Origin of the sequence: Veillonella sp. LMAG:90, assembly GCF_008679445.1 — a bacterium.
Lineage (GTDB): Bacteria > Bacillota > Negativicutes > Veillonellales > Veillonellaceae > Veillonella_A.
This window is the reverse complement of sequence record NZ_NAND01000001.1, coordinates 485,194-499,586: the sequence shown is the minus strand read 5'-3', so window position 1 is coordinate 499,586 and position 14,393 is coordinate 485,194. Positions and strand designations below refer to the sequence as shown.

Sequence of the window (14,393 nt, the reverse complement as noted above, 5' to 3'; positions counted from 1 at the left end):
TTTAAGGGGGCGGTTCAGTAATCTGAAGTTACGGCTACTCTTTTTATTTATTTTCATTACTAATAATGCTTTTTACGCTACTTCCTTCTCGAATCTCTGTCGAAAACAAAAGTTTCTCAACAGTATTTGGATAATCTTTAGTGGTCAGTACCGTTTCTACAGCCTTTGCGCCAATCTCATACAATGGTATTTTTATTGTGGTTAGTTGAGGAGACGAATATTGACTATTGGGTAACCCCCCCATACCTACTACAGAAATATCTTCCGGCACACTCAGACCAAAATCCTGAATAGCTCTCATCACACTTAAGGCCACATTATCATTATCACAAAAAACTGCTGTAAATTCATGCCCTGATTTTAATACTTCACTAACAGTTTCATAACTGCCTTTCCAAGTATTATCCGTATGAATAATTAGTTTCTTATTAATAGGTATATTGTGCTCTTGTAACACTAATTTAAACCCTTTTAAACGTTCCTTAACGGTACAAACATTAGCAGGTCCTCCAACGTACAAAATATTTTTATGTCCATGATCCACTAAATACTCTGTCATTTTCTTAGAAGCCTCAGAATTGTCAATCATAACTGAATCCATTTCAATACCTTGTGGTGCTAATGCAACGATTCTAAGGTTACGAGATTTATACTTCTCTACCTCATCTCGAAGATTGTTCTTATAAGCCTCAGTATCAAAGCCGCCACCGCCCAAAATCAAACCGCGTATACGATATTGATTAAACAATTCATGATAACGCATTTCATCATCTGTCTTACGCCCTGTATTACAAACAAAAGACAAAACCCCTCTGCTTATAGCTGCTTCTGTAATACCTCTCGCCATTTCACCGTAATAAGCATCAGATAAATCTCTTGCAATAAAAGCAATTACATTCGTATAGGATTGACGTAATGTTTGAGCCGAAATATTTGGTTTATAATCAAGTTTTTTTATTGCCTTTTCAACCTTTTTTCTCGTTTTTTCTGAAACAGCATGGCTAGAGTTATTTATTACCCTAGACACGGTTGCAATAGAAACGCCGGCCTCATTAGCAACATCTTCAATAGAATACGACATTATATTACCTCAACCAAAATACGATCATTTAAATCATATAGCACAATATTTATATCAACCTTTAATAAATTAACATTAACAGAATAAAATAATAATACTTATATAATAGTATTATAACTCAATGTAAAAAAAATTAGAACATTTTAGCAACAGCAAAACCAGTAATAACTAACACAAACAAGTAGCTAATCAACATCGAAAACTGCAAGAACCGTGGTTTATCATATCCTTCATTAATATCATCACGAAAAATCATCAATGTCATAAATAGGCCCGCAAACGGTGTCGCAATTGCAGTAGCCACATTAGCAATAAAAATCAATTGAGTTGGAGATCCGTTATAGAAGAAGCAAATAATTGTTGCAACTACAATACAGATTAAACACCCCCATTTTATAGGTTTTGACTCTAGGCCAACTGGTTTATCAAATCCGGCATTTAGTAAAACCATTCCTCGTTGTGTATTCCCTAACAAAGAGGAGAACCCGGCACCCAATAAAGCAACGCCCATTAGATATTTAGCTGCATCACCCATAAATGGAACCAATAAATCAGCTAACTGAGCTGGCTGTTTAATTCCTAAGCCCTGCGGATGTAATACAATAGCGCCTACTAATACAATTGCACCCGAAATCAAGACCACAGATATAATGTGTACCAATGAGTCAGCAAACATAGTACCATTAAACAAATCCTCTTTCTTCCACTTCTTTTCTAGACCTAAATAAGTGCCATAAACACCGGCTGTGACTGATGCATTAGTACTAATATACCCCAATGCTGTAGCTAAACTACCAGCAGCCACAGTCCAATGAGATAAGCCATACCCAAATTCTCCCCAATCAGGACCGCCAACTGAAACTAAGGTTGCAAAAAAAGCAATAATCATTGCTACTATACAAATTAAAATTCCTTTTTCGACTTTATTGTAAACACCTTTAGAAAAATAGCAATACATCAAAATTACTAACATAATCAATGCACCTATTTTCCAGTTAATATTAAAAATTAACTGCATCCCGGCACCTGTACCTGTAATATTCCCTAATGTAAAGAAAAAACAGGCCAAAAAAGTAGCGATACCGGCAATAATAGCAGCCCAATTTCCATAATAATGACGTATTGCATGAATAATCGGCATTCCGGTTAACATACCAATCCTATATGCCGTCATCATAAATGCGATTCCCATAAAAATAATCGGCAATATTAACCAAATCATGCTGTAACCATAATTGGCCCCCAACATAGCTGATATTGTTATATTTCCAGGACCTATAACCACTCCGGTTAAAATAATGCCCGGTCCTACTTTCTTCAACAATTCCCAAAAGCTTAATTTTCTAACGGGTTTTCCGTCTACCATTATATTAGCCATAGCTGTATCTCCCATATATAAATTAGGAAATTCACCGTACAAACTCATGAAAAGAGAGGATAAACCTATTCAGTTATCCTCTCTACTTTCACATCTTTAACCCGCTCTTCAAAACATTCTTGAGTTCGTGGGTGAATAAATTTTCTTGTCAGTATTATACTAAGTCTACCGTTTTTACGCCACCCAATTTAATAGCTTCTGCTACACTATCTTTTTCTTCTTGAGATAACGGAATTAAAGGTTTACGCATTAATGGAGAGCTAAATACTTTACGTTGATAAAGAGCTTCTTTCATACGTGCATGAGCTTCACCGGTAGGTTCGCCTGTACCATAAATAGCTGCTGACATTCTCTGAACTGGTTCGTTAGCTTCACGAATTTCAAACAAATTACCTTCAAGTACCTTTTGGTACATATTATTGATGAGTTCAGGTACGCAGCCACAGAAACCAATCAAGGCACCATCCATACCAGGATTCAATAAAGAAGTACAGATGTATTCATCATGGCAAGTCCATAACATTACATGAGGGGCTTTTTCTCTTAAGATACGAATATCGCGTTCGTATAAAGCTTCATCACGAGTACCCATTTTAATAGCTTTAACATTAGGAATCTTGCACATTTCAAGAAGGGTTTGAACCGGATAGAAACCTTTAGAGTTAGCAGGATACAAATGAATTACGATACCGATATCGATTGCATCAGCTACATCTTTAATAAATTGAATAGCAGATTGTTGTTTCATACTAAAACGCAACCATACATGTGGTGGCATCAACAAGATACCATCAGCACCAGCTTCTTGAGCAGCCTTAGCATCTTCAATAGCATCGATTGTACCTTCGGCACTAACACCGGAGATAATACGTACACGACCTTTTGCTTGATCGGCTACAATTCGAGTAATTCGAGCACGTTCTTCTCTTGTAAAGCCACCGATTTCACCGGTATGACCGTTTGTAACAAGGCCTGTAATATGTTCATATTGAATTAACCATTCAACGTAGTTGCGAAGTTCTTGTTCATTAATAGAATAATCATCATTCAAAGGAACCATTATTGCCGGATTTAAACCTTTCCAATTGTCGTTTAACATAGTGAATACATCCTTTCTAAAATAAGAAAACAATTACTACTTACTATTACTTAACAAAACCGGTTTCAATTTAAACTTTATGGAAAATGTTTTCCATAACCTTTATCTACAAGATACACCTCAATTGAATAACTGTCAATCATTTTTGTTATGCTCTTTATGCATCCATAGTATCATTTTACAAAGGAACTTTCTTCTAATCCAGCAAAACCCTTTAAAATTCCTAATTACTGGACCTGTTACTTTTACTCATAGTTATAATATTTTCTTGTAAAAATCATTTTTTTATTTCCTAAATTGATAACTAATGTTATACTTCAGTTAATACTACTTACTGTTACACCCTAAAAAGTTCTCATTTTTACCAAGAAAGGGAGTAACTCAAATGAAAAAGAAAACGTTTTCACTAAGTATTTTACTAGCTTTACTGTCAACTGCCCCTGTACTAGCAACTAATCCATTTTCTGACGTAGCTTCAGACCATTAGGCATTTCAATCTGTAGCTGCACTAGCAGAAGCAAATATCATTAAAGGATATCCTGATTCTACCTTTAAAGGAACCCAAAATATTACGCGCTATGAATTGGCACAGATGGTCGGCCAAGCAATAGCTAATCAAAAGAATACAACTGCAGAGCAGCAGGCTATAATAAACAAACTATCAAATGAGTTTTCATCGGAACTGAAAGCTCTTGGAATTCGCTTAGATAATTTAAACGAAAAAATCGGCAATGTAAAAACAAGTGGCGACATACGCCTGCGGTATCGCGGCTCGGAAGAAAAGGGCGTATTCAAAACGAATAGTAAATCTAAATTTGATTATCGTGCACGGATTCAATTCGATACCAACATCGCCAAAAATACATCTGCAATAATTAGGATTAGAACAGGTAATACAAAAGGCGATCCGGAATTTGGTAATACACTTAATAATGATATCGCATTTGATCGTTTAGCAATTAATCACAAATTCAACACTGCAAATACTATTTCTCTTGGTAGAACCGGTCTTCGACTTGGTGAAGGTTTGGCATATAGCAATGAACCCTTTGACGGCATAATATTTTCTACAAAATTTAATACCACTCAACTTGAATTAGGTTACGGTGCGTTAACTTCATTCTATGCCTCTACATTTCCCGCCTCCAAAAATAGCAAAAGAACTAAAATCGTACCTAATTTAAGTACCGATGAAAACCCGACATTAACAGTAATTCAAATCAGACAAACATTTTCTAAAAATATTGCCGTAGCCGGATATTATCTAGTTGGTAATCAAAATATAGATACTGACTTTTATGGAGTCAGTGCCGATATTAAAGTTGCCCCAATGTTAGGACTTAGTGGCGAATGGATTAAAGCAAAAGACTTCTCTAATGCCACAGCTTGGGTCGCCGGTATTAGTTACGGAAACTACACTCTTTCTAAAGCAAACTCTTGGGATCTTAAGTTACAATATTTTGACGAAGACATAAATTCACCGGTTTTTACATCTCGTTTCGCCCAAGCTTGGCTATATGACTATAAAGGATGGCTCGCTACAGTCGATTATGCATTAGATAAAAACCTTGGCCTTTCTGCCTTTTATGGATTTGGCAGCAAAAATCAAAATGGTCAATCACTCGGGAACTATTATCGAGCTGAATTTAATTTAAAATTCTAAAATCTAACTCAAACATACAAAAAAGCGATGGACCGAAATCCATCGCTTTTCTTGTTTATCTTATTGTGTGTTGAGCTATTTATGTTGTTATTATGTTGAGCAAGTATACTAACTGCTTCGCAGTACTTAAGCTAACTTCTTATGCTAAGCTTGCACGTAAGAACCAAAGCTGTTTAGTGTAGTACTCAATGTGATCTTCCATCAAGTTGGACAATGCGAAGTTATCTTCTTCACCGGCTTCTTCACGAATTTTAAGAGCCAAGTCGGACATCAATTTGAAGTCAGCCTGTAAAATTTCATATACTTCTTTAACGCTAAATGCACGGCCATCCAATTCTTCGATAGTAGCCAATTTCAAGTATTCGGAAATACGTACTACCGGTTCTTCGCCTGCCATTTTAAGAGCTTCAGCTACTGCATCATAGTATTCGAATGCATTATCGTATACACTTTCCAAGTATTCATGAGTTGGTACGAACTGGGAACCTACTACATTGAAATGAAGGTTGTGTAATTTTACGTTCCAAATTGCTAAGTTTGCTAAATACTTGTTTACTTCCTGTACGTTTTTCATAATTTTTTTCCTCCTTGAATTGTAAACCTCTATTTACAATCCCTACGAATTTTAATAATTGACATTAAACATATCATTTAATATTTCAACTGAATTTGTTTACTTTATATTCAGTTACTAGCATTTTTACTACAATTTATAATCATTATTGTTTGCTATGGTTAGATTATAACATAGACAAAAATCGATGTCAATTACTTTTGGAAAATAATTATTATTTACTTTAAAACTTTTATTTATAGGCTAAAACAAGCTATAAAGTAACCTTAAAACACCATAAATTAAAGGATATTAAATTCACTTAGCAAATAATTTTAACAATTTACAGTCATTTTACATTCATATTTAAAGCTTTACAGACCATACATCCTTGATCACCAATTTAGTAAAGTACACTATTTATCTATTATCATTCTTGATTAATTTTCTCATATTCCTATTTAAAAACTACACAGGTTGGACTGGCTGTTGCCACCGTAATGCCGGTAAATGTCAAATGACCATGTTCCTCATCAACATCAAAAAGCTGCAATGTATCGGAGTCTTCGTTGGCAATAAGCAACTGCTTCCCATCAGGCATAAAGGTAAAGAAACGTGGCGTTTTGCCCAAAACAGAGGTAAAGCCAAGATTTGTTAGAAATCCGGTTTCTTTATTTACCCGATATATGGCTACGCTTTCATGAATACGGTTTGTTTCATATAAGAATTCTTCACTCGGACTGAGTAGCACTGCACTGGCTTGCCCTTGGCCGGTATAGGTTTCTGGTAGTGACGGAATAATTTGCAAGGCTGTCAAAATACCTTTGGCGTCATCAAAATCGTAGTACGTAACCGAATTACCCTTTTCGTTCACCACGTAAACATGACGATTATCTTTACTAATCGTCAAATGGCGCGGTTCCGCATAGGTTCTGGCATCAATATGAGATTGTTCTGTAAGCTCGCCTGTTTCGGCATTGACTTTAAACACATAGATTCGTTCATGACCGATATGGCGCCCCTGAGTAGGCACCAATAACCACTGTCCTGTTTTATCCAACACACACTGATGAGCCAAGGAAACGGTATCATCACTAAGTCCTTTAATATGTGCTACCGATGTAGCTTTGCCCAAACTGCCATCGGCAAGCCGCGGTATTGTAGTAACAGTACCACCTTGCAAGGTGGCCACATATAAGAATCGATTATCCGGAGATATTTCAATATATACCGGGTTTTTACCTTCGCTGCTCACTGTATTTAAAAAAGTTAGCGATCCATCTACTTCCACTTTGAATGCACTCACTTCTTCATAATCACCGTGAACGGTATACAAAAAATACTTATTCTTATCGAAAGCCAAATAGGACGGGTTTTCTAAAATAGGCGTGATGCCTAATAAATGCCATCCTTCCGGCGTAATATCATAGACGGAAATTCCTTTGCCACGAGCATTTCGATGTTTTGTTGTGCGGCAACCTATATATGCAAACATGTTTACTCCTAATACCTATATAATTTTTATCTTTAAATTCACCTATATAATCTTAAATATCTTTATTCTACGCCAAATATCTCTTAATCACTATAAATTAACATTCAAGATTTCTTTACTCCTTCATTATCCAAAGTTTATTTAGATAAAGTCTCAATATACCGCATCGCATTGTCATAGGTATTACGAATATGTTGCTCCATTGCTTGCAAAGACAATTTTGAGTCATCAGCTTTTAACGCACTCACTATAGCACGATGTTCATCAATGGTTTCATAAAATCTTTGAGGCCCACTATACAAAGCTGTTATACCTAAACGCGCAACTTTATCTCTCATATCCAAAATCAACTGTTTTAAAAATGGATTATCTGATGTATCCGCTAGAATATTATGAAATTCCATATCCAATTTAATAAATTCTTGAATACGATTACCTGCATTGTCTTTTAAATCTTCCTGTGACTGTACACATTGTTGCAAGCGCCTAATGGTTTCATTATTTATCTTATCAATTGCTAGTTTAATAACCAAAATCTCTAAAGCTTCACGTATTTGAAAAATATGTTTCAAATCATCTACAGATAGCGATTTTACCATAACGCCTCGATATGGAATATATTCAACTACATCTTCCGCTTCAAGAGCTTTAAATGCCTCTCGAACCGGTGTACGACTTACCTCTAATTCTGCCGAAATTTTACGTTCATTTAAAATATCCCCCGGCTTATATATTTGTTCATTAATGGCCTCTTTTAAATGAATATACACTTTCTGCTGTAATGACTGACGCTCCTCTATATTCATATCTCCACCTACTTTTCTAAACTACTATAACTATATTATAGCATCAAAAAAATAACAATTTTTTATTCTATTATTACTTTTAATTCTAATAGTATTGACGATTTCGCAACAATGGTATACAATTTCATTAAGTGGTATACCAAATTATAAGGAGGCTATTATGAATCCGAAAATCGCGTTAATACAAATGAGTTCCATCTTTGCTGAACCAGAAAAAAACTTTTCTCACGCCATAGAGTTAATGGATGAAGCTATGGCTCAAAAACCAGATATTCTAGTTTTGCCTGAAACATTTAATACCGGCTTTTTCCCGACAGATAACCTCGAAGAACTAGCTGATAAAGAAGGACAAACAACTAAAAAACTATTCTCCGAATATGCAAAAAAACATTCCGTAAATATTGTAGCTGGATCAGTTACTACTTTAAAAAAAAATAAAGTATTTAACACAGCTTATATTTTTGATAAGCACGGCAAGCTAGTTGCTGAATATGATAAAATTCATGGCTTCACCCCTTCAGGCGAACATAATTATTACCAGGGTGGTAATAAACTAGTTACCTTTAACTTAGCTGGTATGAAATGTGGCATCATCATCTGTTATGACATTCGTTTTTGTGAATTAGTACGGTCATTGGCATTAAAAGGGATAGAATTGCTATTTATTCCTGCGCATTGGCCTTTAATTCGTAAGAATCACTGGATTAATTTAGCCACAACGCGTGCCATCGAAAATCAGATGTATGTATGTGCAGTCAACGCTTGTAGTAAAGCAGGCGATACCATTTTTGGTGGTAATTCACTATTGATAAATCCATGGGGCGAAGAAATCTGTCATCTCGACGAAGCAGAAGAAGTTCAATTCGGAACTGTTGACCTAAGTATTATCAAGGATATACGTGAATCCATCAATGTTTTCCGTGACCGTAAACCATCATTATATGAACTATAAAGGAGCACTATCATGAACGTAACAATTGAAAGCTTAAAAGGAAAAACTGAATTATTTTTTGACTTAGAACAATTATTAGTAGTTGGCTTTGCCGGTAAAGATATTGAAAAAACAATGGAACATATTCGGGAATTAGAGGAAGAAGGTATCAAATGTCCAAAATCTGTTCCAGTATTATATCAATGCTCCAAAGAAATACTAACAACTAGCAAAGTTATCGAAGTCATTGGACAAAAAACAAGTGGCGAAGTTGAATATCTCATTTTAGTACATGACAACAAATATTACATTGGTGTTGGTAGTGATCATACTGATAGAGAATTAGAAGCTGTTAGTATTCATAAATCAAAACAACTTTGTTTAAAACCATATGCTACTACCTTCTGGCCATATGACGAAATAAAAGAACATTTTGATTCCATAAAACTTGAATCTTCCCAAATACTTAATGGTGAAAAAATATCCTATCAACATGGTCTTACTTCCGATTTACTCTCACTAGAAACTATTATCGAGAAATTAAAAGAAGAAGTTAATGTTAATAATAGCCTTATTTATACAGGAACAGTGCCTTTAGAAAACGGATTCCAATATGGCGAATCCTTCGAATGCCAAATCGTTGACGAAAAATTAAATCGTTCAATCGGCCTACAATACAATATTCAAGTAATTAACGAACACTAATCCTTTCCTTAATAGTCTTCTACTTGTACAAAAAGGAGGTTTATATGCTTACAGCCCAAATTATAATGTTACTTACATTATTGGTAATGATACTTGGACGTGCTCCTCTTTATATCACCGCTACAATCGGCAGTACCTTAGCGGCTATTGCTGCAGGTTTTCCACTTATAGGCAAAGATCCAAACTCTATAGGTAAATTATTAGTATCTGCAATGAATCCTGTAATTATTGATATGCTAGGTGTATTACTCTTTATTGGGATTATGCAAAAAACAGGTTTTTTAAACGTTATTATTTATAAAATTATGGAAGTTGGCAAACAAAAAGGCGGGGCACCGGGGATTGCAACAGCAGCCGGTTTAGCCGCAGCATTATTAGGCGCCTTAACAGCATTCACTCAACCTGTAATTACTGCTACGATTGCAGGTCCTGCAGCAACTCGTCTTGGCTTACATCCTAATAAAACATCCGCTATAATCTCCATGGCTAATACAGTTGCTAACTCATGTGGTTTTACTCATCCAACAATGCTCGCCATATTAGGACTAACTGGGGTTTCTTTTGGCCTAATTAATGTATGGGGTTTTGTTAGTAGTATAGGTATTTATGTCTTTGCTTATTGGCGTGCTAAACGTGAAATGATAGCAGAAGGTCATTATGTTTGTGATAACGCTAACAACTCTGACACTGAAGATTTTGTTTTACCTGATGATGCTCCAAGCTTCACTAAAGCCGTATTCCCATTCCTCGCATTATGTATCGCATTCTTTATGGGCGTACCTGTATTTATTGTCGGTTTTATTTGCAGTATTCTCGTTATCATCATGGCTAAATACACCTTAGCAGATGGCGAAAAGGCAATGATTTCCGGGGTTACCCAGATTGCTATTCCAATTGTTGCGATAATCAGTCTTATGTTCATGTCTGTTGTAATTAACAAAATTGGGCTTGTAAGCGTATTATCCGAATACTTAAAACCATTCTTAGCTATTGCGCCAATTCAAATACTATTTATAATTTCTACAATTGCCGGTTTGATTACACAATCTAATGCGGCTTCAGCTGCTATTATTCTACCGTTTGTTCAAATTCTTATGGGTATGAATTTAGATCCAATGGCAATCAGCTTCGCTGCTATTATGGGCGCAGCTATTATGCAGTTATTCTTAACAGGTGGTGCCTTAACTGCTTTACCGGTAGTTGCCGGTGTAGTTCCTGGTACTAACCAAAAACTAGCAAATAAATGGGAACGCCCTGCATTATTAGTTGGTATTGGCGTAAGTTTCATATTATCTTTTATCATTTAAATAATATCCTTATACTTCCTTAAACATAAAATTATAGCGACCTTCTAATTTTAGAAAACTCTAAATTAGAAGGTCGCCATTTTATTCTTAAATCTCTATCAACCAATCCACCACATTCACAACCTGAATTCCGCCAAATTCTCTTTCAATCCCCGGTTCCAAAGTCAGAACTAATTTCTTATAATTATCCTGTATTTTTTGCAATGGCCGGAGCTCACGTTCACGCACCATTTCATCACGCATCGACTCCGTAACTTGGATATATAGCTTTTCGTCAGCTTTAGTAGCTATGAAGTCCACCTCAAAACGATCTATCTTACCGATAGCCACATCATACCCACGGCGCAAAAGTTCCAAATACACCACATTTTCCAATACATGGCCCGTATCACGATCACGAAAACCGAGTAAATAGTTGCGTAGCCCAATATCTACAATATAATACTTACCTAAAGTGCGTAAAAATTCACGTCCTTTAATATCAAAGCGTTTAATTTCATAGAAGAAATAAGCTTCTAATAAAGTTGCTATATACGCTTGAACAGTGTGAGCACTAGGCGTCCCATTGCGACCACCGCTTCGTTTACCCGCATCAAGCAAACCTTCATTAACTAGAGTATTACCTATAGACGACGCCGAAATGTTACTTCCCACATTATCGGCCAAGAACCTTACAATCTTCTGCAGCAAATCAGAGTCTGTCACTTGTCTTTGGTTACGACGTTGCTCCCGTTCTAAAATATCGCGTACAACAACTGTATTATAAATACCATCAAGCAAAGTCATAGCTCTATCTTGATCAAAGCCCACATCGGCAATCCCCGGCATACCGCCAAAGCGTAAATACAGATTAAATATATCTGACAACAAGTAGACTTGACCATTATCATCATAAACGCGCTTCTCTCTAGTTCCCAGTGGAGTTGTTATTTCTCTTAACTCCAACGAGTTAAATTCAATAAACTCCTTAAACGATAAGGGCAACATCTTTATTTCGACGCTGCGCCCGGACAGATAGGTAGCATATTCCGATGATAATAAATACGCATTTGAACCTGTCACATATATATCACAGTTAAAATCAACACGAAACGCATTAATCGCTTCTTCCCAACCGGGTACACGCTGAATTTCATCAAAGAACAAATAGGTAATACCTGTTTTGGAAATACGCTCTTTCACATAAGCATATACATCATCAGCGCTCATATCTTTATAGGCAAATGATTCAAAATTCATTTCAACGATAGCATCGTCAGATATCCCTTGCTCCTTCAACCAAGCTATCATCAGTTTAAGTAAGCTGGACTTACCACAGCGCCGAATACCGGTTACAACTTTAACCGGTTCTGTATCTTTAAAAGCAATCAATTTATTTAAGTAAAAATCTCGTGGTTTCAGGGCTCGCACGGACATCATAAAACCACCTCCTCTTACTCGTATAATAGCAAAAACTTTTTATTTTTACAAGTTTATGCTACCAATAGCAAAAACTTGTATTTTTTAACCACTTTTTGCTATCGCATAACGGGAAGCTACTATTAAAGCTAAACTTTTTTCAAAATAAGATTACAAAAAAGCCTCCGACGTCTTCACTAACGAAACGAAAACGCTCGGAGGCTTACTTATTTTATTCTATTATTAGACTACGTTAGCTATTCACACGAATCTTTTATACCAAACTTTTTACTCAGTCAAACTTACCCAACGCAGGGATGCTTGCCTGTTTCAAGTATTCAGCATATTCTTTAGCATGTTTAGCCAAATCTTCATCACTCATAGTGAGGGTGCCTTTTACCACAAACGGCGTCAAGTAAGTCATGCCGCAGAATTCAGCCAATAGCAACTCTTTGCCATGTAAAGCTTTACCGCTGCTGCCGTAAGCCCAACCATAAAGGAGCACCTGATCCTGCCATTCTTTTAACAAGGAAGGTGAGCTGTACCAATACATCGGGAACTGCAACACGATGCGATCAGCTTCAGTCAATACAGCCTGTTCTTTGGCCACATCAATTTTGTTATCCGGATATAAAACATACATATGGCGAACAGTATAATCACCGCCGATAGCTTGTTCAAAAGCTTTATTAATGCGGGATGCTTCAAAATTAGGATGGAACAATAAAACTACGGTTTTCATAGGATACCTCCTGTTTTCTCAAGATAATAATATATGAATTTTATAATATACAATGTAACTATATTGAACTTTCTATATCTATTATACATCAAGAAACTTTGAGAATCTATCTTAAAATCACATAAATTGATGTAATTTTATTACGCTAAAACAATTCTATCCTAAAGCGTATATTCCAATCTGTACGTCACAAGTCACCGTTAATTATGCACCTTAATCGACGACGTTAATCGGCACTAACTGTTACTATTTGACCGGTCCGAAGCGATGTGAAAACCACGCGCCGCGCCCGTAATTCATAGGTTCTGCCGGCTCGTTCATTACCATACAAAGCATCGCCTACCAAAGGATGGCCCAAATGAGCCATAGCTACACGGATTTGATGTGTTTTCCCCGTATAGAGTCTGATATCTACGGTAGAGACCAACTTAGCTTTGTCCGCTTCGGTCATGGTCGCCAATTCATCGGCACTTACTTCGCGATAAGAGGTAGCCACTACATCGCCGAATTGACCATCTGTCACATCGCTCGGTTGATTACCGGAAGCATCACCGAGCTGAACACCCTCGACCTCTTCAAATACGCCGGTGCCGTTATACACGGTGCGTGTCGGTTTGCCGTCTTCGCGCACTTCATAGTGAATCCCGTCTTCCCCACGTTTCATGGGCAGGTCCACAATATTCGTATCCAAAAGCACCCCTTGCACAACCGTAGCATACCACTTCTCGAAGCGTTGATCTTCAATTTGTTGTTGGTAAAAACTCTGTGCCAAGGCACTTTTGGCAATCACAATGCAACCTGATGTATCCCTATCCAGACGATTTAAAAAGCGAACTTTGCGCTTAATGCCATTATCTTTAAAATACTGAGCCACACCATTAGCTAACGATACCTGCCCCTTAGAATTCACCGTAATCCCCACCGGTTTATCCAAGATAAGCAAGTCTTCATCTTCATAGAGAATAACGAGCTCCATAGGCACCGGATCATGATCTATTTTTTCCTTCGGCATCTGCAATCGCAATTCATCATTAAGCTCCACCGATTCCTTTGGATTTGTTTTTTTTCCATTTAAGAGAACCAGTTTTTCTTGAAACAGCGTTTTCATAACTGAACGCGCCATATGCTTGGCATCAAGCCAAGCGCCCACCGTCTCAATACCGGCCATTACATCGTCCGGTCGCAATAAAAAGCACACATCATCGCTGCGATATGTTTTTCGTGACATAGGCACC

General features: G+C 36.6%; 13 protein-coding genes and 1 pseudogene. 5 read left to right on the top strand and 9 right to left on the bottom strand.

Annotated elements, in window-relative coordinates; genetic code table 11:
- Positions 1–43: 43 nt before the first annotated feature.
- The 3 genes from CCC71_RS02155 to CCC71_RS02145 all read right to left on the bottom strand — a co-directional run bounded on the left by CCC71_RS02155 (position 44) and on the right by CCC71_RS02145 (position 3,558).
- Positions 44–1,081 carry a LacI family DNA-binding transcriptional regulator gene (locus tag CCC71_RS02155; RefSeq protein ID WP_021841524.1) on the bottom strand — a complete coding sequence of 346 codons (1,038 nt, stop codon included), beginning with the start codon at positions 1,079–1,081 and terminating at the stop codon, positions 44–46.
- A 133-nt stretch (positions 1,082–1,214) separates the two neighbouring features.
- Positions 1,215–2,459 (bottom strand): Nramp family divalent metal transporter, encoded by a 1,245-nt coding sequence (locus CCC71_RS02150; protein WP_247239954.1) that lies wholly within the window; start codon positions 2,457–2,459, stop codon positions 1,215–1,217.
- A gap of 154 nt (positions 2,460–2,613) precedes the next feature.
- Complete coding sequence (locus CCC71_RS02145) at positions 2,614–3,558, bottom strand: dihydrodipicolinate synthase family protein (RefSeq protein ID WP_021841526.1); 945 nt, start codon at positions 3,556–3,558, stop codon at positions 2,614–2,616.
- A gap of 505 nt (positions 3,559–4,063) precedes the next feature.
- Here CCC71_RS02145 and CCC71_RS10830 point away from each other — a divergent pair.
- Both CCC71_RS10830 and CCC71_RS02140 read left to right on the top strand, forming a co-directional pair.
- A pseudogene (locus CCC71_RS10830) lies at positions 4,064–4,135 on the top strand (S-layer homology domain-containing protein); the annotation flags it as partial.
- Positions 4,136–4,150: 15 nt separating this feature from the next.
- The gene (locus tag CCC71_RS02140) at positions 4,151–5,221 is read left to right on the top strand and encodes a major outer membrane protein (RefSeq protein ID WP_295223465.1); all 1,071 of its coding nucleotides are present in this window, start codon (positions 4,151–4,153) and stop codon (positions 5,219–5,221) included.
- A 139-nt stretch (positions 5,222–5,360) separates the two neighbouring features.
- On the opposite strand, the gene CCC71_RS02135 is transcribed toward CCC71_RS02140, so the two are convergent.
- The 3 genes from CCC71_RS02135 to CCC71_RS02125 all read right to left on the bottom strand — a co-directional run bounded on the left by CCC71_RS02135 (position 5,361) and on the right by CCC71_RS02125 (position 8,075).
- Positions 5,361–5,795 carry a Dps family protein gene (locus tag CCC71_RS02135; RefSeq protein WP_021841528.1) on the bottom strand — a complete coding sequence of 145 codons (435 nt, stop codon included), beginning with the start codon at positions 5,793–5,795 and terminating at the stop codon, positions 5,361–5,363.
- A 436-nt stretch (positions 5,796–6,231) separates the two neighbouring features.
- Positions 6,232–7,269: a lactonase family protein gene (locus CCC71_RS02130; RefSeq protein ID WP_021841529.1), complete on the bottom strand. Its 1,038-nt coding sequence runs from the start codon at positions 7,267–7,269 to the stop codon at positions 6,232–6,234.
- A gap of 137 nt (positions 7,270–7,406) precedes the next feature.
- The gene (locus CCC71_RS02125) at positions 7,407–8,075 is read right to left on the bottom strand and encodes a GntR family transcriptional regulator (protein ID WP_021841530.1); all 669 of its coding nucleotides are present in this window, start codon (positions 8,073–8,075) and stop codon (positions 7,407–7,409) included.
- 160 nt (positions 8,076–8,235) lie between these two features.
- Between CCC71_RS02125 and CCC71_RS02120 the strand changes: the two genes are divergently transcribed.
- The 3 genes from CCC71_RS02120 to CCC71_RS02110 are packed head-to-tail and all read left to right on the top strand — an operon-like array spanning position 8,236 to position 11,018.
- On the top strand, positions 8,236–9,027 hold the full coding sequence (locus CCC71_RS02120; RefSeq protein WP_296332750.1) for a carbon-nitrogen family hydrolase: 792 nt from the start codon (positions 8,236–8,238) through the stop codon (positions 9,025–9,027).
- 12 nt (positions 9,028–9,039) lie between these two features.
- Positions 9,040–9,711 carry a DUF2848 family protein gene (locus CCC71_RS02115; RefSeq protein WP_021841532.1) on the top strand — a complete coding sequence of 224 codons (672 nt, stop codon included), beginning with the start codon at positions 9,040–9,042 and terminating at the stop codon, positions 9,709–9,711.
- Between the two features lie 44 nt (positions 9,712–9,755).
- Entirely contained in the window at positions 9,756–11,018 is a 1,263-nt protein-coding gene (locus CCC71_RS02110; RefSeq protein ID WP_296332747.1) for an SLC13 family permease, read from the top strand.
- Positions 11,019–11,105: 87 nt separating this feature from the next.
- Here CCC71_RS02110 and CCC71_RS02105 read toward each other — a convergent pair whose 3' ends face one another.
- The 3 genes from CCC71_RS02105 to CCC71_RS02095 all read right to left on the bottom strand — a co-directional run bounded on the left by CCC71_RS02105 (position 11,106) and on the right by CCC71_RS02095 (position 14,386).
- Positions 11,106–12,437, bottom strand: a complete 1,332-nt coding sequence (locus CCC71_RS02105; RefSeq protein ID WP_021841534.1) for an ATP-binding protein — start codon at positions 12,435–12,437, stop codon at positions 11,106–11,108.
- Between the two features lie 271 nt (positions 12,438–12,708).
- Complete coding sequence (locus tag CCC71_RS02100) at positions 12,709–13,158, bottom strand: NAD(P)H-dependent oxidoreductase (protein ID WP_247239957.1); 450 nt, start codon at positions 13,156–13,158, stop codon at positions 12,709–12,711.
- Between the two features lie 226 nt (positions 13,159–13,384).
- Positions 13,385–14,386, bottom strand: coding sequence for an RluA family pseudouridine synthase (locus CCC71_RS02095; protein WP_021841536.1), 1,002 nt, complete (start codon positions 14,384–14,386; stop codon positions 13,385–13,387).
- Between the last annotated feature and the right edge of the window lie 7 nt (positions 14,387–14,393).

Coding starts and splice junctions, on each gene's coding strand:
- CCC71_RS02155 (WP_021841524.1), bottom strand. CDS start 1,081: ATGTCGTATTCTATTGAAGATGTTGCTAATGAGGCCGGCGTTTCTATT.
- CCC71_RS02150 (WP_247239954.1), bottom strand. CDS start 2,459: ATGGCTAATATAATGGTAGACGGAAAACCCGTTAGAAAATTAAGCTTT.
- CCC71_RS02145 (WP_021841526.1), bottom strand. CDS start 3,558: ATGTTAAACGACAATTGGAAAGGTTTAAATCCGGCAATAATGGTTCCT.
- CCC71_RS02140 (WP_295223465.1), top strand. CDS start 4,151: ATGGTCGGCCAAGCAATAGCTAATCAAAAGAATACAACTGCAGAGCAG.
- CCC71_RS02135 (WP_021841528.1), bottom strand. CDS start 5,795: ATGAAAAACGTACAGGAAGTAAACAAGTATTTAGCAAACTTAGCAATT.
- CCC71_RS02130 (WP_021841529.1), bottom strand. CDS start 7,269: ATGTTTGCATATATAGGTTGCCGCACAACAAAACATCGAAATGCTCGT.
- CCC71_RS02125 (WP_021841530.1), bottom strand. CDS start 8,075: ATGAATATAGAGGAGCGTCAGTCATTACAGCAGAAAGTGTATATTCAT.
- CCC71_RS02120 (WP_296332750.1), top strand. CDS start 8,236: ATGAATCCGAAAATCGCGTTAATACAAATGAGTTCCATCTTTGCTGAA.
- CCC71_RS02115 (WP_021841532.1), top strand. CDS start 9,040: ATGAACGTAACAATTGAAAGCTTAAAAGGAAAAACTGAATTATTTTTT.
- CCC71_RS02110 (WP_296332747.1), top strand. CDS start 9,756: ATGCTTACAGCCCAAATTATAATGTTACTTACATTATTGGTAATGATA.
- CCC71_RS02105 (WP_021841534.1), bottom strand. CDS start 12,437: ATGATGTCCGTGCGAGCCCTGAAACCACGAGATTTTTACTTAAATAAA.
- CCC71_RS02100 (WP_247239957.1), bottom strand. CDS start 13,158: ATGAAAACCGTAGTTTTATTGTTCCATCCTAATTTTGAAGCATCCCGC.
- CCC71_RS02095 (WP_021841536.1), bottom strand. CDS start 14,386: ATGTCACGAAAAACATATCGCAGCGATGATGTGTGCTTTTTATTGCGA.